This window comes from Pseudomonas sp. RIT-To-2 (assembly GCF_029623465.1).
Classification (GTDB): Bacteria; Pseudomonadota; Gammaproteobacteria; order Pseudomonadales; family Pseudomonadaceae; genus Aquipseudomonas; species Aquipseudomonas silvicola.
In genome coordinates this window covers 1-18,848 of the sequence record NZ_JAPYKM010000016.1, presented here as the reverse complement: position 1 = coordinate 18,848, position 18,848 = coordinate 1, and the positions used below count along the sequence as shown (strand labels likewise).

The 18,848-nt window shown below is 63.1% G+C and carries 17 protein-coding genes; 7 read left to right on the top strand and 10 right to left on the bottom strand.

The genetic code is table 11. The annotated features are described in order from the left end of the window. Positions 1-73 precede the first annotated feature (73 nt). The 4 genes from QBK88_RS15970 to QBK88_RS15955 all read left to right on the top strand — a co-directional run bounded on the left by QBK88_RS15970 (position 74) and on the right by QBK88_RS15955 (position 3,676). Positions 74-1,219, top strand: a complete 1,146-nt coding sequence (locus QBK88_RS15970; protein WP_277962792.1) for a serine hydrolase domain-containing protein — start codon at positions 74-76, stop codon at positions 1,217-1,219. A gap of 114 nt (positions 1,220-1,333) precedes the next feature. Then, complete coding sequence (locus QBK88_RS15965) at positions 1,334-2,338, top strand: OmpA family protein (protein WP_268144890.1); 1,005 nt, start codon at positions 1,334-1,336, stop codon at positions 2,336-2,338. 24 nt (positions 2,339-2,362) lie between these two features. Next, positions 2,363-3,010, top strand: coding sequence for a pyridoxamine 5'-phosphate oxidase (pdxH, locus tag QBK88_RS15960; RefSeq protein ID WP_277962791.1), 648 nt, complete (start codon positions 2,363-2,365; stop codon positions 3,008-3,010). Between the two features lie 201 nt (positions 3,011-3,211). Then, positions 3,212-3,676, top strand: coding sequence for a glycine zipper 2TM domain-containing protein (locus tag QBK88_RS15955; RefSeq protein ID WP_277962790.1), 465 nt, complete (start codon positions 3,212-3,214; stop codon positions 3,674-3,676). A gap of 87 nt (positions 3,677-3,763) precedes the next feature. On the opposite strand, the gene nhaA is transcribed toward QBK88_RS15955, so the two are convergent. The 4 genes from nhaA to QBK88_RS15935 all read right to left on the bottom strand — a co-directional run bounded on the left by nhaA (position 3,764) and on the right by QBK88_RS15935 (position 8,282). Next, positions 3,764-4,936, bottom strand: coding sequence for a Na+/H+ antiporter NhaA (nhaA, locus tag QBK88_RS15950; RefSeq protein WP_277962789.1), 1,173 nt, complete (start codon positions 4,934-4,936; stop codon positions 3,764-3,766). 260 nt (positions 4,937-5,196) lie between these two features. Next, positions 5,197-6,807 (bottom strand): NAD(P)/FAD-dependent oxidoreductase, encoded by a 1,611-nt coding sequence (locus tag QBK88_RS15945; protein WP_277962788.1) that lies wholly within the window; start codon positions 6,805-6,807, stop codon positions 5,197-5,199. A 116-nt stretch (positions 6,808-6,923) separates the two neighbouring features. Further along, the gene (locus tag QBK88_RS15940; protein ID WP_158155743.1) at positions 6,924-7,601 is read right to left on the bottom strand and encodes a COG3650 family protein; all 678 of its coding nucleotides are present in this window, start codon (positions 7,599-7,601) and stop codon (positions 6,924-6,926) included. A gap of 81 nt (positions 7,602-7,682) precedes the next feature. Then, complete coding sequence (locus tag QBK88_RS15935) at positions 7,683-8,282, bottom strand: short chain dehydrogenase (protein ID WP_277962787.1); 600 nt, start codon at positions 8,280-8,282, stop codon at positions 7,683-7,685. Positions 8,283-8,385: 103 nt separating this feature from the next. Here QBK88_RS15935 and QBK88_RS15930 point away from each other — a divergent pair, with 103 nt between their 5' ends. Continuing rightward, the gene (locus QBK88_RS15930; RefSeq protein ID WP_277962786.1) at positions 8,386-9,333 is read left to right on the top strand and encodes a LysR family transcriptional regulator; all 948 of its coding nucleotides are present in this window, start codon (positions 8,386-8,388) and stop codon (positions 9,331-9,333) included. On the opposite strand, the gene QBK88_RS15925 is transcribed toward QBK88_RS15930, so the two are convergent. The 5 genes from QBK88_RS15925 to QBK88_RS15905 all read right to left on the bottom strand — a co-directional run bounded on the left by QBK88_RS15925 (position 9,318) and on the right by QBK88_RS15905 (position 14,306). After that, positions 9,318-10,019 carry an ABC transporter ATP-binding protein gene (locus QBK88_RS15925; protein ID WP_277962785.1) on the bottom strand — a complete coding sequence of 234 codons (702 nt, stop codon included), beginning with the start codon at positions 10,017-10,019 and terminating at the stop codon, positions 9,318-9,320. The genes QBK88_RS15930 and QBK88_RS15925 overlap by 16 nt on opposite strands. Then, positions 10,020-10,787: a high-affinity branched-chain amino acid ABC transporter ATP-binding protein LivG gene (gene livG, locus QBK88_RS15920; RefSeq protein WP_268144876.1), complete on the bottom strand. Its 768-nt coding sequence runs from the start codon at positions 10,785-10,787 to the stop codon at positions 10,020-10,022. Continuing rightward, positions 10,784-12,040 carry a high-affinity branched-chain amino acid ABC transporter permease LivM gene (locus tag QBK88_RS15915; protein ID WP_277962784.1) on the bottom strand — a complete coding sequence of 419 codons (1,257 nt, stop codon included), beginning with the start codon at positions 12,038-12,040 and terminating at the stop codon, positions 10,784-10,786. The genes livG and QBK88_RS15915 overlap by 4 nt, the downstream gene beginning before the upstream one ends. Next, on the bottom strand, positions 12,037-12,960 hold the full coding sequence (livH, locus tag QBK88_RS15910) for a high-affinity branched-chain amino acid ABC transporter permease LivH (protein ID WP_268144872.1): 924 nt from the start codon (positions 12,958-12,960) through the stop codon (positions 12,037-12,039). The genes QBK88_RS15915 and livH overlap by 4 nt, the downstream gene beginning before the upstream one ends. A gap of 227 nt (positions 12,961-13,187) precedes the next feature. After that, a complete protein-coding gene (locus QBK88_RS15905) occupies positions 13,188-14,306 on the bottom strand; it encodes a branched-chain amino acid ABC transporter substrate-binding protein (protein ID WP_277962783.1) in 1,119 nt (372 codons plus the stop codon). A 375-nt stretch (positions 14,307-14,681) separates the two neighbouring features. Between QBK88_RS15905 and QBK88_RS15900 the strand changes: the two genes are divergently transcribed. Continuing rightward, a complete protein-coding gene (locus tag QBK88_RS15900) occupies positions 14,682-14,990 on the top strand; it encodes a DUF2288 domain-containing protein (RefSeq protein WP_268144868.1) in 309 nt (102 codons plus the stop codon). A 58-nt stretch (positions 14,991-15,048) separates the two neighbouring features. On the opposite strand, the gene QBK88_RS15895 is transcribed toward QBK88_RS15900, so the two are convergent. Continuing rightward, positions 15,049-17,316, bottom strand: a complete 2,268-nt coding sequence (locus tag QBK88_RS15895; protein WP_277962782.1) for a bifunctional diguanylate cyclase/phosphodiesterase — start codon at positions 17,314-17,316, stop codon at positions 15,049-15,051. A 267-nt stretch (positions 17,317-17,583) separates the two neighbouring features. Between QBK88_RS15895 and QBK88_RS15890 the strand changes: the two genes are divergently transcribed. Further along, positions 17,584-18,848 (top strand): spinster family MFS transporter (locus QBK88_RS15890; protein ID WP_277962781.1); only part of this gene is annotated, 1,265 nt, incomplete at its 3' end.

Genomic DNA, 18,848 nt, shown 5'->3' with positions numbered 1-18,848 from the left:
ACCTGTTCACAAACGCCTCAAGGGCTGGAACAATGCCTGCCACTTTGTTCAATGCTGTTCAGGGAGCGGTCGGGTGCAGATTCAAGGTCATTACGAGCTTCAGTTCGAGGCAGTGCGCGAAGCTTTTGCCGCCCTATTCGACGATCCCCAGGAACGCGGTGCCGCGCTCTGCATCCAGGTGGGTGGGCGCACGGTCATCGACCTGTGGGCCGGCACCGCCGACAAGGACGGCCAGGAGGCGTGGCACAGCGATACCATCGCCAACCTGTTCTCTTGCACCAAGACGTTCACCGCGGTCACGGCGCTGCAACTGGTGGGCGAGGGCAAGCTGGACCTGGACGCCCCCGTGGCTCGCTACTGGCCGCAGTTCGCCGCAGCCGGCAAGGAAAGCGTCACGTTGCGCCAGTTGCTCTGCCATCAGGCAGGCTTGCCTGCGTTGCGCGAACTGCTGCCCGCCGAGGCCTTGTACGACTGGCAGGTGATGGTCGACGCCCTGGCCGCCGAGGCGCCCTGGTGGGAGCCCGGCACGGGCCACGGCTATGCTGCCATCACCTACGGCTGGCTGGTGGGTGAGTTGCTGCGCCGTGCCGATGGCCGCGGCCCTGGCGAGTCCATCGGCGCCCGCGTGGCGCGCCCCCTGGGCCTGGACTTTCATGTCGGCCTGGCCGATGCAGAGTTCCATCGCGTCGCCCACATCGCCCGCAGCAAGGGCAACATGGGGGATGAAGCCGCCCAGCGCCTGTTGCAGGTGACCATGCGTGAACCCACCGCCATGAGCACCCGCGCCTTCACCAACCCGCCGTCGGTGCTGACCAGCACCAACAAGCCGGAGTGGCGGCGCATGCAGCAACCGGCCGCCAATGGCCACGGCAACGCCCGCAGCCTGGCCGGCTTCTACACCGGCTTGCTGGATGGCAGCCTTCTGGAAGCCGAACTGCTCAATGAATTGACCCGCGAACACAGCATCGGCCCGGACAAGACCCTGCTCACGCCCACCCGTTTCGGCCTGGGCTGCATGCTTGACCAACCGGACCTGGCCAATGCCACCTTCGGCCTCGGTGCCAAGGCCTTCGGCCATCCTGGTGCCGGTGGTTCCGTCGGTTTCGCCGACCCTGAACATGACGTGGCCTTTGGCTTCGTCACCAACACCCTGGGCCCCTATGTGCTCATGGACCCCCGCGCGCAGAAACTGGTGCGGGTACTTGCCACTTGTCTATAAATTGATCGAATCGACCGACGGGCGTCCCGTCACGGTCGATTCAACTACTATCAATCAATGGTTTAAGCGGGTTTGTTAACCCGGTTTGTATCAACCTCATTTTGTGGAAAGCTTATGTACTCCAATAAATCCATCGCGTTTGCCCTGTGCCTGGCTGTGACCGGCTGCGCCCAGACTCCACAGAACAACACGGCTGCCAACGGCGGTGGTTTCAACTGGTGGCCTTTCGGCGCCAACGATCACGCGGTAGACAAGGATGTGGCAGGCGCAATCACCGACAAGGTCGCCAAGGATGAAGCCAAGGCCGCTGCGCCGGCGCCTGCGGCTGCTCCGGTAGCTGCCGCTGATACCGGCAAGCACTGGTGGTGGCCGTTCCCTTCCACCGCTGCCACCCCGGCCGCCGCCACCCCTGCCGTCGCCGTCGTGCCCAAGATCGACACCAAGATGACCCAGGCCTGGCTGGACAGCTACGAGCCGAAAGTGCGTGAAGCGGTCAAGGGCAGCAACTTCCAGGTCGAGCGTCGCGAAGACGTGCTGGTGGTCATCGCGCCGGTGGACGGCAGCTTCAACCCCAAGCGTCCTGAACTGCTGCTGCCGGTCACCCTGAGCCCGATCACCAATGTCGCCAAGGCCGTCGAGACCGACCCCAAGACCGCCGTGCTGGTGCTGGGCCACGGTGACGCCACGGGTGCCGCCGATGTGCAGCAGATCAGCCAGCAGCGTGCCCAGTCCATCGCCGCCATCTTCCACCTCAGCGGCCTGGACCGTAAGCGCCTGGCCATGCGTGGCATGGGTTCGGTGATGCCACGCGCGGCCAACGACAGCCCTCAGGGCCGTGCCCTGAACCGCCGTGTCGAAATCCTGCTGACCCCTCAGGAAACCATGGTTGCGCTGGTCGCGAAGTACAACTCGCCGACCCCGCCCGTGGCTGAAATGGTCGCCGTGCAAGACGTCAAGCCAACCCCGGCCGCCGCCCCTGCCAGCAAGAAAGCCGCTGCCAAGAAAGCACCGGCCAGCCACAAGGCACCGGCCAAGGCCACTACCGCCAAGAAAAAGGTCACCCCTGCCAAGGCAGCGGCGCCCGCCAAGAAGGCCACTGCTGACCAGGCCAAGAACTAAGCTGACAGTTTAAGGAAGCGCGCGATGACCCAGCCCCTGGCTGATATGCGCCGTGACTACACCCGTGACGGCTTGACCGAGGCAAATGCCCCGGTCGAGCCGTTTGCGTTGTTCACGCGCTGGTTTGAAGAAGCGGTGAAAACCGAGCAGGCACCGGTCGAAGCCAATGCCATGACTCTGGCTACCGTTGACGGCGAAGGCCGGCCCCATTGCCGAGTGCTGTTGCTCAAGGCCCTGGACGCCCAGGGTTTCACCTTTTTCACCAACTACGAAAGCGACAAGGGCCGCCACTTGCAGGCCAACCCGTTCGCGGCCATGACCTTCTTCTGGCCGACCCTGGAGCGCCAGGTGCGTATCGAGGGGCGGGTCAGCAAGGTCAGTCATGAAGAGTCCGACGCCTACTTTCAGGTGCGCCCGTTGGGCAGCCGCCTCGGGGCCTGGGCTTCACCGCAGAGCCGGGTGATCGCCGATCGTGCCGAGCTGGAGGGCCTGCTCAAGGCTACCGAGCAGCGTTTCAGCGATGGCCAGCCCCATTGCCCCGAGCACTGGGGTGGGTACCGCCTGGTGCCGGAGCGCATCGAGTTCTGGCAGGGGCGCTCCAGCCGCCTGCATGATCGCCTCAATTATCGCCTGACCGACCAGGCCTGGCAGCGTGATCGCCTGGCTCCCTGATCGACGCGGCTGACCTTTTCCTCTCCGCTGTTGTCCAGACGGTATGGCATGATTGCCTGACAAGCGTGCCTACCGTCGACCCTCCCTGGCTGCTCGAGCGGCTGTACGTCGGCTGAATGGACGCAAATTATTACAGCTGGTGTCGTGACAGTCTGCGAACCCCAGCGTTTAATGGGTATACAAGTCCCACGGAGAAAATTCATGCGTAAATCTGCACTGCTCCTTGCCTGCTTCACCACTACGTCCCTGTTCCTGGGCGGCTGCGTCTCTGACCTGTCGGGTGATAGCTATTCGCGTGATGAAGCCCGTCGCGTGCAGACCGTGCGAATGGGTACCATCGAATCGCTGCGCCCAGTGAAAATCGAAGGCACGAAGACCCCGATCGGCGCTGGCGCCGGCGCGGTGGTCGGCGGCGTCGCCGGTAGCGCCATCGGTGGCGGCCGCGGCAGTATCATCACTGCTGTCATAGGCGCGGTGGCTGGCGGCCTGGTAGGCTCGGCAGCGGAAAGTGGCCTGACCCGCACCCAAGGTGTTGAAATCACCGTGCGCGAGGACGACGGCAGCATGCGCGCCTATGTCCAGCAGGTTCAGGAAAACGAAATCTTCCGCGTGGGCGAGCGTGTTCGCATCATGTCGGTGGACGGTACCAGCCGCGTGACTCACTGATTCTCGCGGCAATGAGAAAACCCGGCCTCGGCCGGGTTTTTTCATTCTTGGCCCAGGGGCGGCCACACCGGTCGGGGCAGCCCTGCGCTAACGCTTCGGGCTGGCCATGGCGGTGACTGCATAACCAATGAACGCCGCCAGGATCGACCCCGCCAGAATCCCCATGCGGTCCTCGCCAGCGAACGGGCTTGCGCCTGGCACGTACGCCAGCGAGCCCACGAACAGGCTCATGGTGAAGCCAATACCGCAGAGGATCGACACCCCCAGCAACTGCTTCCAGCTGGCGCCGCCCGGCAGACTTGCCAGGCCGGCCTTGATGGCCAGCCAGGTGAGCCCGAACACGCCCAGCGTCTTGCCCACCAGCAGCCCGGCAGCGATGCCCAGCGGTACGTGGTGGGTGAAGCTTTCCAGGGTTACACCCGCCAGCGGTACGCCGGCATTGGCGAAGGCGAACAGCGGCAAGATGCCATAAGCCACCCAAGGGTGCAGGGCATGTTCCAGCGTGCGCGACGGCGAGGTTTCCGCGTGGCGGGTACGCAAGGGGATGCAGAACGCCAGCGTTACCCCGGCCAGCGTCGCGTGCACGCCGCTCTTGAGCACGCACACCCACAGGATCGCGCCGATGATGAGGTAGGGGGCCAGCTTGATCACGCCCAACCGGTTCATGGCGATCAACGCCACCAGGCAGGCCGCCGCCAGCATCAGCGCCAGGCTCGAGAGGGTGCCCGAGTAGAACAGCGCGATGACGATGATGGCGCCCAGGTCATCGATGATCGCCAGGGTCATCAGGAACAGCTTGAGCGATACCGGCACACGCTTGCCCAGCAAGGCGAGCACGCCCAAGGCAAAGGCGATGTCGGTGGCCATGGGAATGGCCCAGCCGGCGACGGCTGCGGGGTTGTCGCGGTTCATGGCCCAGAAGATCAGCGCTGGCACCACCATGCCGCCAATGGCCGCCGTGCCCGGCAGTACCACCTGGGACATCTTGGACAGCTGGCCTTCGAGCACCTCGCGCTTGACCTCAAGGCCGATGATTAGAAAAAACAGCGCCATCAGCCCGTCGTTGATCCACAGCAACAGCGGCTTGGCGATCTGCAGGCTGCCTACTTGGGCCACCACCGGCGTGTCGAGGAAGCTGTTGTACAGGCCTGACAGCGGTGAATTGTTGATGAACAGCGCCAGCACGGCGGCCGCGATCAGCAGCAGGCCACTGGCGGCTTCCAGCTGAAAAAAACGTGTCAAAGTATTGCGCAGAGGCACGAGCGCTCTCCATCCTGAGTTCCAAGGGGCACACCCTAACCCGTACCGTCAGTTGTTAAAACAAAAGTTATATTCGTTTTTGTTATAACGATTTTAGTGGGTTGGGCGGGGCGGAGGAAGCTAACAGAAGGGAAGGAAAGAGGGATTAGGACGCGTCTGATTCGGTTGTAGGAAAGCGTGCAGAAACTGCAGCATTACGCGCCCTTGCCGGACCGAGCTTGCGCCCGGTCCCACAGGGAGGGGGCAGAGCCCCCGAACGGCTAGTCCAGCCCCAACATGCTGCGGGCCACTGCCTCGGCAATGCGAATACCGTCCACGCCTGCTGACAGAATACCGCCGGCATAGCCTGCACCTTCACCCGCCGGGAACAGCCCCTTCATGTTCAGGCTCTGGTAATCAGCACCACGGGTGATGCGCAGCGGCGACGAGGTGCGGGTCTCGATGCCGGTCAGGATCGCATCGGAACGGGCGAAACCGCGAATCTGCTTGTCGAACGCCGGCAGCGCCTCGCGGATCGCTTCGATGGCGAAGTCTGGCAGCGACAGGGCCAGATCGCCCAGGGAAACCCCAGGCTTGTAAGACGGTTCAACCTCACCCAGCGCCGTGGACGGCGTGTTGGCGATGAAGTCACCCACCAGTTGCGCAGGTGCCTGGTAGTTGCTGCCGCCCAGCAGGTAGGCCTTGGATTCCAGCTGTTCCTGCAGTTCGATACCCGCCAGCGGGCCGCCCGGGTAGTCGACTTCCGGGGTGATGCCCACCACGATGCCGGAGTTTGCATTACGTTCGTTGCGCGAGTACTGGCTCATGCCATTGGTGACCACGCGGCCCGGCTCCGAGGTCGCCGCCACCACGGTGCCGCCCGGGCACATGCAGAAGCTGTACACCGAACGGCCATTCTTGGCGTGGTGCACCAGCTTGTAGTCGGCAGCGCCGAGTTTCGGGTGGCCGGCGTACTTGCCCAGGCGCGCCTGGTCGATCAGCCCTTGCGGGTGTTCGATACGGAAACCGATGGAGAACGGCTTGGCTTCCATGAACACGTTGCGGGCGTGGAGCATGCGGAAGGTATCACGGGCACTGTGGCCCAGTGCCATGACCACATGACGCGAGGCGATCTGCTCGCCGTTTTCCAGCACCACGCCTTGCAACTGTTCGCCGTCGATCAGCAGGTCGGTAACCTTGTGCTCGAAGCGGATCTCGCCGCCCAGGGCCTCGATCTCCTGGCGCATGGTTTCCACCATGCCGGTCAGGCGGAAGGTGCCGATGTGCGGCTTGCTGACGTAGAGAATCTCTTCCGGCGCGCCGGCCTTGACGAACTCGTGCAGCACCTTGCGGCCGTGATGCAGCGGGTCTTTGATCTGGCTGTACAGCTTGCCGTCGGAGAAGGTACCGGCACCGCCCTCGCCGAACTGCACGTTGGACTCAGGGTTCAGCACACTCTTGCGCCACAGGCCCCAGGTGTCCTTGGTGCGCTGGCGCACTTCCTTGCCGCGCTCCAGCACGATCGGACGAAAGCCCATCTGCGCCAGCAGCAGGCCAGCGAAGATACCGCACGGGCCGAAACCCACGACTACCGGGCGTTCGGTGAGGCCTTCGGGGGCGTGGCCCACTACCTTGTAGCTAACGTCCGGCGCCGGGCCGACGTTGCGGTCGTCGGCGAATTTTGCCAGCAACGCGGCTTCGTCGCGCACGTTCAGGTCGATGGTATAGATGAATTGCAGCTCGCTGTTCTTCTTGCGCGCGTCGTAGCTGCGCTTGAACAGGGTGAAGTCCAGCAGGTCGGCGTCGGCGATCCCCAGGCGCTGCACGATGGCCGGGCGCAGGGCCTCGTCCGCGTGGTCCAGGGGCAGTTTCAGTTCGGTGATTCGTAACATGACAGGGTCCAATATCCGGGCCACAGGGTTGACCCGGCAGCTTTGCACTAACCGGCCATTATAAGCGTTCGCAGGGGGTTGCCGTCAGGTTTTAACTGCCCGACGGCAATTATTGCTCAGTCGTCCCGGGCGCCACCGAAGTAGGCGCAGCCCCGGTAGGGCTGGTCGTTGACACGCAATTCGGCGGTCATCTGCTGCACGCTGCCGGTGGCCGGGTCCACACAGCGCTGGGGCGCTACCCACAGCTCAACGCGCAGGCCGTTGGCCTCGGTGCTCAAGCTCAGGCGCCCGTCGGGCAGTTGTTCCTCAACGTAAGGCACGGCCAGCTTGGGTTGGTCGGCACGGCTCAGCTCCAGGCCCTTGCCGCTGGCCCGCAGCTCCCATTGGCTGGGATCCTGGCCGGCGGCGCGCAGGGTCAGCAACTTGAAGTTCGGGTCCTTGCAGCTGGCAGTGGAGCGCTCCAGGCGGTAGAACTGATGCAGGTCAATGGTGCCGTCCATGCCGCCGGTCTTGCTGGCCTCGAAGCGGCCGCGCACATCGGCGTAGACCTGCCCGGACTGGCCGACGATGCCGTCGGCCTCCTGCAGCACGCCGGTGTGGCCGATGTCGGTCACGGCGTAATGACGCTGCTCGCCGCAAGGCTGGAACAGCAACTGGCCGTTGTTGCCCATCAGCACACCCTGCATGCGGGTCATGCCGGCAGTGGACGGTTGGGTTGGTGTGGACGCGAACATCTGGCAACCGGCGAACAGCGGCAGCAGGGCACAGCACAACAGGGAACGGGCAACGCGCATCGGGGGCCTCCAGGTCAATGGCGGGAACCCTAGCACAGCAAAAGTGAAAATTGTGCCCGCTGCGGGTGCTGGGCCGTGGCGCTAGCCGACGATGAACACTTGGCCGGTCTGCAGGCCTTCCACGCTTTTCGCATAGGCCAGCGCCACATCGGCGGCTGGCACCGGTTTGTACCCGCGGAAATAAGGCGCGTAGCTGCCCATGGCCTCTTCCAGCACCGTGGGGCTCACGGCGTTGATGCGCAGGCCACGCGGCAGCTCGATGGCGGCGGCGCGGACGAAGGCGTCCAGTGCGCCGTTGACCATGGCCGCCGAGGCGCCCGTGCGGATCGGGTCGCGGTTGAGGATGCCGGAGGTCAAGGTGAACGAAGCGCCATCGTTGGCGAACTCGCGGCCGATCAGCAGCAGGTTCACCTGGCCCATCAGCTTGTTCTGCAGGCCCAGGCTGAAATCGTTGTCAGCCATTTCACCGAGGGCCTTGAAGGTGACGCTGCCCACGGCACTGACCAGGGCGTCGAAGCGGCCGACCTGTTCGAACAGCTGGCGGATGGAGGCCGGCTCGGCGATGTCCACCTGGAAATCGCCGCTGTTGCGGCCAATGCGAACCACGTCGTGACGCTGGGCAAGTTCGGTGGCAACGGCGGAACCGACGGTGCCGCTGGCACCGATCAACAGGATCTTCATGGGTGTTTCCTCGCAGAGGGGGTGTTCAGACAGTCTAGAGCTTTTGTTATTTGCGATAATCCTGCCAATAGGCAACCTTGGGTTTTCGTGAGGAAACAATCGAATGAGTGAACTCGACGATCTGGCCGCCTTCGCCATGCTGATCGAGGCCGGCAGTTTCACCCGTGCGGCGCACCATCTGGGTTGGAGCAAGGGGCAGTTATCCAAGCGCATCAGCGCCCTGGAGGCCGGCCACGGTGTGCAACTGCTGCACCGCAGCACACGGCGCCTGAGCCTGACGGCAGCCGGCGCGGCCCTGCTCCCCGAAGCTCAAGCCCTGGTCGCGCAGATGGCCCGGGCGCGTCAGGCGCTGGCGTTGCTCAAGGATGAATTGGCCGGGCCCGTGCGCCTTACGGTGCCAGTGTCCCTGGGGGAGGCGTTCTTTGAAGGGTTGTTGCGGATGCTGGCACGCGATTACCCGCAACTGACCGTAGAACTGGACCTGAGCAACAGTTACCGCGACCTGGCCCGGGAGGGCTTTGACCTGGCCATTCGCGAGACCGTGGCCAATGACGAGCGGCTGGTGGCGCGGCCATTGCTGACGATGCAGGAGATTACCTGCGCCAGCCCGACGTACCTGGCCGTGCACGCGGCGCCGCGGGTACCTCAGGACCTGGTCGAGCATGCCTGCCTGCTCAATACCCATTACGGGGGGCGAGAGGAGTGGCGCTACCACCAGCGCCACGAGCTGATCCGGGTGGCGGTAGCGGGGCCGTTTGCGAGCAATCATTACAGCTTGCTGAAAAAGGCAGCCCTGGCGGGGGCGGGCGTAGCACGGCTGCCGTCGTACCTGCTGCACACGGAACTGGAAGAGGGAAGCCTGGTGGCATTACTGGCCGAGTATGAAACGGCGAGTACACCACTGTATCTGGTGCACCCGTACCGGGGCGGCATGCCCCGGCGGGTGCAGGTAGTGGCGGATTACCTGATGGCCTGGGCAACCCGCTGCTACGCGGACCGCGGCGAACCTGCCAGCACCGCCGACGCGCCCAGGTGTCAGCCGCCCAGGTAGGCCTCGCGCACCTTCGGGTCTGTCAGCAGGGCTTCACCGGTACCCTGCATCACCACCCGACCGTTTTCCAGCACGTAGGCACGGTCGGCGATTTTCAGGGCCTGGTTGGCGTTTTGCTCCACCAGGAACACCGTCACGCCATCCTTGCGCAACTGTTCGATGATGTCGAAGATCTGCTGGATGATGATCGGGGCCAACCCCAGCGACGGCTCGTCGAGCAGCAACAGTTTGGGCTTGCTCATCAACGCGCGGCCGATGGCGAGCATCTGCTGTTCACCGCCCGACATGGTGCCGCCGCGCTGGTTGAAGCGTTCCTTGAGCCGCGGGAACAGCTGCAGCACCTTGTCCATCTGCTCCTGGTAGTCGCCCTTGTCTGTGAAGAACCCGCCCATGGCCAGGTTTTCTTCCACGGTCAGGCGGGCGAACACCCGGCGGCCCTCCGGCACCACGGCGATGCTCTTGCGCATGATGTCGGAAGACTCCTGGCCCACCAGTTCTTCACCCAGGTAACGGATGCTGCCCGAATGGGCGCGGGGCGAGCCGCACAGGGTCATCAGCAAGGTCGATTTGCCAGCACCGTTGGCGCCGATCAGGGTGACGATCTCGCCTTGCCTGACCTCCACGTTGACGCTGTGCAGCGCCTGGATCTTGCCGTAGAAGGTGGAAACGTTTTCGAACTGCAGCATTTACGCTTCCCCCAGGTAGGCTTTGATGACTTCAGGATTGTCGCGGATCTGCTCGGGCGTGCCGTCGGCCAGGGGCGTGCCCTGGTTGATCACCACGATGTGGTCGGAAATGCTCATGACCAGCTTCATGTCGTGCTCGATCAGCAGCACCGTGGCGTTGTGCTCCTGGCGCAGGGTGGCGATCAGCGCCTTGAGGTCGTCGGTCTCGCGCGGGTTCAGGCCGGCCGCCGGTTCGTCGAGCATGAGGATGCGCGGGCGCGTCATCATGCAGCGGGCAATCTCCAGGCGCCGTTGCTGGCCGTAGGCGAGGGTGCCGGCAGGGCGGTTGGCGAATTCCGTGAGGTTGACTTTTTCCAGCCAGAACTCGGCGTATTCCATGGCCTCGCGCTCGCTGCGGCGGAACGCCGGCGTCTTGAACAGGCCCGAGAGGAAGTTGGTGTTCAGGTGCCGGTGCTGGGCAATCAGCAGGTTTTCCACGGCGGTCATGTCCTTGAACAGCCGCACGTTCTGGAAGGTGCGCACCACGCCCTTGCGGGCGATCTGGTGGCCGGGCATGCCCTGGATGGGCTGGCCGTCCAGCAGGATGGTGCCGCCGCTGGGCTTGTAGAAACCGGTCAGGCAGTTGAACACCGTGGTCTTGCCGGCGCCGTTGGGGCCGATCAGGGCCACCACCTGTTTTTCCTTGACCGACAGGCCAACGCCATTGACGGCCAGCAGGCCGCCGAAACGCATGCTCAGGCCGGATACTTCAAGAATGTTCTGCGTCATTTTCGCAGCTCCATGTGGGGGCGCTGCATGGGCAACAGACCTTGAGGACGCCAGATCATCATCAGCACCATCATGGCGCCGAACATCAACATGCGGTAATCGCTGAACTCACGCATCATTTCCGGCAGCAGGATCATCACGATCGCCGCCAGGATCACGCCCAGTTGCGAGCCCATCCCACCCAGCACCACGATGGCCAGGATGATGGCCGATTCGATGAAGGTGAACGACTCCGGGGTGACCAGACCTTGGCGCGCGGCGAAGAAACTGCCGGCGAAACCGGCGAAACTGGCACCCAGGGTGAAGGCCGAGAGCTTGATGATGGTGGGGTTCAGGCCCAGCGCGCGGCAGGCGATCTCGTCTTCACGCAGTGCTTCCCAGGCACGGCCGATGGGCATGCGCAGCAGGCGGTTGATGATGAACAGCGCGGCCAGGGCCAGCAGCAGGGCCACCAGGTAAAGGAAGATCACCTTGCCCACCGGGTTGTAGGTCAGCCCGAAGTACTCGTAGAACGTTTGCGCGCCGTCGGCGGCGGAACGGTCGAACGACAGCCCGAACAGGGTCGGCTTGGGGATGTTGCTGATGCCGTTGGGGCCGCCGGTGAGGTCGGTGAGGTTGCGCAGGAAAAGGCGGATGATTTCACCGAAGCCCAGGGTCACGATGGCCAGGTAGTCACCGCGCAGGCGCAGCACCGGGAAGCCCAGCAAGAAGCCGAAGGTGGCCGCCGCCAGGCCCGCCAGCGGCAGGCAGATCCAGAAACTGAAGCCGTAGTAGTGCGACAGCATCGCGTAGGTGTACGCACCCACGGCATAGAAACCCACGTAGCCAAGGTCCAGCAGCCCGGCCAGGCCCACGACGATGTTCAGGCCCAGGCCCAGCATCACGTAGATCAGTACCAGGGTGGCCAGGTCGACCGCACCGCGCGAGCCGTAGAATGGCCAGATGAATGCCACCACGATCAGGCCCAGGATCACCCAGCGCTGGGTCTTGGGCTGCGTGAAGAAATCACCGGCCTTGGCAGGCACCAGTGGCAACCGCGGGGAGCTTTTCCATGCCGAGCTGATCTGCCGGTTGAACAGCACCCGCACGAACATCAGCACCGAGCAGGCGGCGATGATCAACAGGGTCGTGGTGCTGGCACCCTGGACGATCAGGTGGATGCCATCGATGGACAGTTTCAGGCCCAGCACCGGGTAGGCCACGGCCCACACCAGCAGCGCGCTGAAGAACGCCGAATTGAGAGTCTTGTTCATACTTTTTCAACCTCCGGACGGCCCAGAATGCCAGTCGGCCGGAACAGCAGCACCAGAACCAAAAGACCGAACGCCACCACATCCTTGTACTGGTCGCCGAACACGTCGGCGCCAAACGCTTCGGCCACACCCAGTACCAGCCCACCGAGCATGGCGCCCGGAATGCTGCCGATACCGCCGAGCACGGCCGCGGTGAAAGCCTTGAGGCCCACCAGGAAGCCGGCGTTGGGGTTGATCACCCCGTATTGCATGCTCAACAGCACCGCGGCGATCGCGGCCAGGGCCGCGCCGATGACGAAGGTCAGGGCGATGATGTTGTTGGTATTGATGCCCAGCAGGTTGGCCATCTTCATGTCCTCGGCGCAGGCGCGGCAGGCGCGGCCCAGGCGCGAACGGGAGATGAACAGGGTCAGGCCGAGCATGGCGATGAGGGTCACAACGAATACCACGATCTGCATGTAGGAGATCAGCACTTCCTGTGCCCCCCCTGGCCCGAAGCTGAAATTGCCGGGGATCAGGTTGGGGATCGATTTGTCCTTGGAGTCTTGCGAGAGCAGAACCGTGTTCTGCAGGAAGATCGACATGCCGATGGCCGAAATCAGCGGGATCAGCCGGTTGCTGCCGCGCAGGGGGCGGTAGGCGATCCGTTCGATGCTGTAGCCATAGGCACTGGTGACGACGATGCTGGCGCAGAACGCCGCGGTCATCAGCAACGGTACGTTGTCCAGGCCCAGCATGGCCAGGCCGGCGATGGCGATGAACGCCACGTACGAGCCGATCATGTAGACCTCGCCATGGGCGAAGTTGATCATTCCAATGATGCCGTAGACCATCGTGTAGCCGATGGCGATCAGGGCATACGTGCTGCCAACGGTGAGCCCGTTAACCAGCTGTTGGAAGAAGTGATAGATGTCAGGCATTACCGCGCGCTCCTAAAAACCTGATACGCATTTCACTGGTGGAGTCATTTTCCTGCTCGCACGGGCGGTCGGAGCCGCGGGTGCAAAGCTTTATGCCAGCGAACCGCTGGTGACGGTTTTGAGATTTTCAGGTGAGCCGCCTTCCGGATCGCGGAAACCCGGCCCATTACCTCGTAAAACAAAGCCCACTGCTTGCGCAGTGGGCTTCATCGGTTTTCAAAGAGCGTTTACTGAGGGCTGACTTCGGTCTTCGGCTTGCCGAAGTGCCATTCGTAGACCACGAACTTGAAGTCCTTCAGGTCGCCCTTGGCGTCAAAGCTCAGGTCGCCCGTAGGGGTCTTGAAGGTGCCGGCGTGGATGGCCGCGGCCACCTTGGCGGTGTCTTCGCTCTTGGCGGCTGTGATGGCGTCGGCGATCACTTCCACGGCCGAGTAGGACGGGAACACGAACGGGCCGCTAGGGTCCTGTTTCTTGGCCTTGAAGGCATCGGCCAGGGCGACGTTGGCCGGGTCCTGGTCAAAGGACTTGGGCAGGGTCACCAGCAGGCCTTCGGCGGCACCCTGGGCGATCTGCGAGATGGACTCGTTGCCCACGCCCTCAGGGCCCATGAACTTGGCGTTCAGGCCTTTTTCCTTGGCCTGGCGCAGGATCAGGCCCAGCTCCGGGTGGTAGCCGCCATAGTAGACGAAGTCGACGTTGGCCTGCTTGAGCTTGGCGATGAGCGAGGAGAAATCCTTGTCGCCGGCATTGATGCCTTCGAACACCGGTACCTTGATACCGTCTTTCTCCAGCGTGGCCTTGACGGCGGTGGCGATGCCTTCACCGTATTGCTGTTTGTCGTGGATCACGGCGACCAGCTTGGGTTTCACGAACTTGGCGATGTAGTTGCCGGCGGCCGGGCCCTGGGCGCTGTCCAGGCCAATGGTACGGAACACCATCTTGTAGCCGCGGTTGGTGATGTCAGGGCTGGTAGCGGCGGGGGTGACCATGATCACGCCTTCGTCTTCGTAGATGTCCGAAGCGGGCTGGGCGGAGCTGGAGCAGAGGTGGCCGACCACGAACTTGACGCCGTCGTTGACCACTTTGTTGGCGACCGCGACCGCTTGTTTCGGGTCGCAGGCATCATCGTATTCAACCGCTTCGAGCTTCTTGCCGTCGACGCCGCCCTTGGCGTTGATTTGCTCGATGGCCATTTCCGCGCCGGCGAACTGCATGTCGCCGTATTGGGCAACGGCGCCGGTTTTCGGGCCGGCGATACCGATCTTGATGGTGTCGGCAGCGAACGAATGGCTGGCAACCCCCGCCAGGACCATCGCGGCGAACAGCTTGGAAATCTGCTTAGTCATAGTGCTCCACTCTACTGTTGTATTTTTTATAGTCTTGCGGCGAATGCTGCAGGACCGGGTCTTGTCGAAGCGGGCGTCGCGTGTTCCCACGACTGCCCGAAGCGAACGGAAAAACACCCCGATCGGCCCCCGGTAACTGTACCGGTACAGTGTAGAGCGCCGCTCGATCCATTGAAAAGCTGGCGCCTGGGGGCAAATGGCCAGGGTGTCGCTTTATCGACAGGAAGTTACAGAATAACGGCGGCGCAAACCTGTGCAGCAGGTTGTCATCCTTGGCTTTTCCGAACTCGCCATCAATCACGCAATTGAAACCGGGTTTTTCCATGGCAATCCGGGGCGTTATCATTGCCCCCGATATTCTTTTTGGTGAAACCCATGACTGAACAACCTAGCACCCTCTATGCCAAGCTGCTCGGCGAGACCGCCGTGATCGGATGGCAGGAGCTGCAACCCTTCTTTGCCCGCGGTGCCCTGTTGTGGGTCGAGCCTGCGCTGGATTTGGTCGCCGCTGCCGAGGCCGTGGCCACGGACAATGGGGCTGAAGTGAAGCAGTGGATGGACGCTGGATTGCTCGCCAAGGTGTCTGAATCGCAGGCGCTGGACTGTGTGGAGCGTGATCCGACGTTGTGGGCGGTGGTGGTATCGCCTTGGGTGCTGATCCAGGAAAGGGCACAGGCAGACTGATGGCACCGTAATGGTGCGCTGATGCGTGCGGCCACCCTTGCAGTCGCTGGCGCGTGACCTATCGGGCAGGGCGGGCCACGGGTGGCTCAGCGAACAGGTCGCGTACCACGCGCTCATCGCTGCCACGGCTGGGTACCGGTTGGCTGAACACCATACCGTTGGCATTGTGGTGTTCGTTCAACTGGTCGAGCACCGGCCGTAGTTCGCCAAGCGACACCGGCCTGCTCAACAGGTACCCCTGCACGTAATCGCAGCCATAGTTGGCCAGGAATTCATACTGTTGCACGGTCTCGACGCCTTCGGTTACTACTTGCAAGTGCAGGGTGTGGGCCATGACGATGATCGCCTGCACAATCTCCATGTCGGCGGCCGAGCGCGGAATGTCCTGAATGAACGAGCGGTCGATCTTCAGGGTGTCCAGCGGCAGGCGCTTGAGGTACGCCAGGGAAGAATAACCGGTGCCGAAGTCGTCGATGGACAGCGACACCCCCAGCGCGCGAATCTGATTGAGCAGGCTGATGGTGGTGGCGATGTTGCCCATCAGCGCGTTCTCGGTCACTTCCAGCTCCAGCCGCTGCGGTGCGACCCCGGCGTCGGCCAGGGCCGAGCGGATTTCGCCCACCAGTTCCTCCCGGGCCAGGTTCAAGGCTGAGCAATTGACCGTGATCTTCAACTGTTCGCAGCCGTTGCGGCCCAGGTGGGCAAGGTCTCGGCACGCCCGCTGCAACACCCAGTTGTCCAGCTCGGCGATAAGCCCGTTGGTTTCGGCAATGGAGATGAACCTGTCCGGGCTCAGCAGCCCGTGCTGGGGGTGTCGCCAGCGGATCAGCCCTTCGAGCTTGGCGACCTGCCCACTGCGCAGGTCGAAGATGGGCTGGTAGAACAGGTCCAGTTCGTTGCCCGCGCGCAGGGCGTAGCGCAGTTCCTCTTCCAGTTGCAGTTCCAGGGTGGCTTTGGTGCGCAGGTTGGTGCTGAAGAAGTGCAGCGCATTGCGTCCCGCGCCTTTGGACTGGTACAGCGCAAGGTCGGCATGCTTGAGCAGCTCTTCGCAGGTGTCGCCATCGTCCGGGAACACGCTGATGCCGATGCTGGTGGTCATCACCATGCGCCGTCCGGCCAGGTCGATGGGTTCCTTCATCTTCTGCATGATGCGCTGCGCCATGTGGCGGGCTTCGTCGCGGTTGTTCATGGCGATCAGGATGCAGAATTCGTCGCCGCCAAAGCGCGCCACCACGTCGGCATGGCTGCGGGTGGCGCTCTTGATATGGCCAGCGATGACCTTGAGCAGGTCGTCGCCGGCATCATGGCCAAGGCTGTCATTGATGCGCTTGAAATGGTCGATATCCAGAAACATCACCGCCAGCATGCCGCCGTTGAGCTTCTGCTCGATCAGCTTTTCGCCGAACAGCTGGTTGAAGCCGCGGCGGTTGATCAGGTTGGTGAGGGCGTCGTAGTGGGCCACCTGTTGCAGTGAAACCCGCGCCTGGTCCAGTTGGCTGAGCAAGGCATTGACCCGGCGCAGGTCGTGCTCCTTGCTTTGCAGTTTCTTGTCGGCAAGCGCCGCGCTGAGGCTGCTGGCGATGATCAGCAAGGTGATGAAGGCCACGGTCAGGCCCAGCTCCAGGCTGTTGTCGACCATGGGCGCATGCAGGGCCGCACCCTGGGGAACCGCCATCACCAGCGACCACATGCCCAGGAAGTGCGTGGCAACGATGCCAGCACCCATCAGCAGGCTGGCGCTGTATTTGAGCAATTGATGGAAGGTGCCGCTGCCGGTGCGAAAGTGCCGGGCCAGTATCAGGGCGGCGAAGCTGGCGACGATGGCCACCACGATCGACAGGCTGAACAACCCGGGCTGGAAGTACTGGGTGGCGGGAGAGCGCATGGCGATCATGCCCACGTAATGCATGCCGGCGATGCTCAGGCCGATGCCGATGGCGCTCTTGATATAATCGAACAGGCTGATTGTCTCGCGGCTCAGGGTGTTCATGGCCAGCAGGCCAGCCACCAGGGCGATCAGCAGTGATACCACGGTCACCGGCAGGTCGAAATGCATTTCCACCGGCGTTTCGAACGCCAGCATGCTGATGAAATGCATGGCCCAGATGCCCCCGGCCAGGCACAGCGCGCCTATCCAGCGCCATTGGTGTCGGGCACTTGGCCGTTCCACGTGGCTGATGCGCTCGGCCATGTCCAGGGTGGCGAAACTGCCCGAGCAGGCCACCAGATACGCCAGCAGTACCAGGAAGGGGTTATGGCTGCAGTTCAGCAGGATCTGCCCGTGTTCCGGCAATTCGCCTATAAAATGAAAACCCAGCCAATCCATAGCGTGCCTCTGAGCAAACGCTCCCGTGCCACCCGAGGGTGGCGAGTTAGCCACAGTATAGAAGGTGGCTATCGAGTAGTGGCAAAGTGCTGCTGAACATTTCGGAATCGATACCATAGCCAGCCGCGATAAACGGCCCCTGCCATCGAGACCTTTACCGACCCTGCCATGATAGACCACCATCACGAGACTTGATTCAGGGGACAATCTTCCATTCACGTTCTAGATTGCATCAGGCCCTTAACAAGAATAATAGCGAGTGCCATCATGCTTTCACCTGCCCAGGCGCCCCATGCATGGCGCATCCTGTTCCTGCTGTTTCTCGCCAACCTGTTCAATTTTTTCGACCGCACCATCCCGGCCATCATCATTGAGCCGCTACGCATGGAGTGGCACCTGAGCGATTTTCAACTGGGCATTGTCGGTACTGCCTTTACCATAGTCTATGCAGCGGCGGGCGTACCCTTGGGGCGCATGGCCGACCGCGGGTCACGGCGCGGCATGATGGGCTGGGGGCTGGCGGTGTGGAGTGCGCTGACGGCAGTGAACGGTTTCGTCGGCGGTTTCTGGACCTTCCTGCTGGTGCGCATGGGCATCGGGATTGGCGAGGCCAGCTATGCGCCGGCGGCCAATTCGCTGATTGGCGACCTGTTTCCACCACAGCGCCGCGGCCGTGCCATGGGGATTTTCATGCTGGGGCTGCCGTTGGGTCTGCTGCTGGCGTTCTTTACCATCGGTGCCATGGTCGAGTTCTTTGGCAGTTGGCGCGCGCCGTTCTTCGTGGCGGCGATACCGGGCCTGGTGCTGGCGCTGTTCATGTTCACCATTCGCGAACCCGCACGCGGCGCCGCCGAGGCCGAACCGGTGTCCCAGCAGCCGCTGGACAAACCACTGCGTCGCCTCCTGGCCATCCCTACCTTCTGCTGGCTGGTGCTGGCGGGCCTGGCGTTCAACTTCGCCACCTATGCCTGCAACAGCTTCATGGTGCCGATGTTGCAACGCTACTTTCACCTGCCGTTGCACCAGGCTGCCGTTTCGACCGGCGTCATCGTCGGCGTCACCGGCCTGGTGGGCCTGACCCTCGGTGGTTGGGTAGCGGACAAGGTTCAGCAGCGCTTGGCCAACGGCCGCCTGGTGCTGGCTGCCAGTTGCATGGTAGTGGCTGCCAGTGCCACCGCCTGGGCCCTGGCGGCGGGGCGCATCGACATTGGCCTGTTCGTGACGGTGTTCGGCCTGGGCTGGTTCTTCAGCTACGCCTTCTATACCTGTGCCTACACCGCCATTCTGGAAGTGGTGCACCCGCGCATGCGTGCCACGGCCATGGCGCTGTTCTTCGCCGGGCTGTATCTGTTGGGCGGTTCCATGGGGCCGGTGGTGGCGGGTCTGCTGAGCGACCGCTTTGCTCGCCAGGCCATGGACGAAGCGGGTGCCGAGCAAATGAGCGAGGCGTTCAAGGCGGTGGGGTTGCATGACGCGATGTTCGCCATTCCGGTGGCGCTGGTGCTGACCCTGGTATTTCTGGTGTTGGCGGC

Coding starts and splice junctions, on each gene's coding strand:
- QBK88_RS15940 (WP_158155743.1), bottom strand. CDS start 7,601: ATGCGCGTTGCCCGTTCCCTGTTGTGCTGTGCCCTGCTGCCGCTGTTC.
- pdxH (WP_277962791.1), top strand. CDS start 2,363: ATGACCCAGCCCCTGGCTGATATGCGCCGTGACTACACCCGTGACGGC.
- QBK88_RS15945 (WP_277962788.1), bottom strand. CDS start 6,807: ATGTTACGAATCACCGAACTGAAACTGCCCCTGGACCACGCGGACGAG.
- QBK88_RS15895 (WP_277962782.1), bottom strand. CDS start 17,316: ATGGATTGGCTGGGTTTTCATTTTATAGGCGAATTGCCGGAACACGGG.
- QBK88_RS15915 (WP_277962784.1), bottom strand. CDS start 12,040: ATGAACAAGACTCTCAATTCGGCGTTCTTCAGCGCGCTGCTGGTGTGG.
- QBK88_RS15905 (WP_277962783.1), bottom strand. CDS start 14,306: ATGACTAAGCAGATTTCCAAGCTGTTCGCCGCGATGGTCCTGGCGGGG.
- QBK88_RS15955 (WP_277962790.1), top strand. CDS start 3,212: ATGCGTAAATCTGCACTGCTCCTTGCCTGCTTCACCACTACGTCCCTG.
- livH (WP_268144872.1), bottom strand. CDS start 12,960: ATGCCTGACATCTATCACTTCTTCCAACAGCTGGTTAACGGGCTCACC.
- QBK88_RS15965 (WP_268144890.1), top strand. CDS start 1,334: ATGTACTCCAATAAATCCATCGCGTTTGCCCTGTGCCTGGCTGTGACC.
- QBK88_RS15935 (WP_277962787.1), bottom strand. CDS start 8,282: ATGAAGATCCTGTTGATCGGTGCCAGCGGCACCGTCGGTTCCGCCGTT.
- QBK88_RS15930 (WP_277962786.1), top strand. CDS start 8,386: ATGAGTGAACTCGACGATCTGGCCGCCTTCGCCATGCTGATCGAGGCC.
- livG (WP_268144876.1), bottom strand. CDS start 10,787: ATGACGCAGAACATTCTTGAAGTATCCGGCCTGAGCATGCGTTTCGGC.
- QBK88_RS15900 (WP_268144868.1), top strand. CDS start 14,682: ATGACTGAACAACCTAGCACCCTCTATGCCAAGCTGCTCGGCGAGACC.
- QBK88_RS15925 (WP_277962785.1), bottom strand. CDS start 10,019: ATGCTGCAGTTCGAAAACGTTTCCACCTTCTACGGCAAGATCCAGGCG.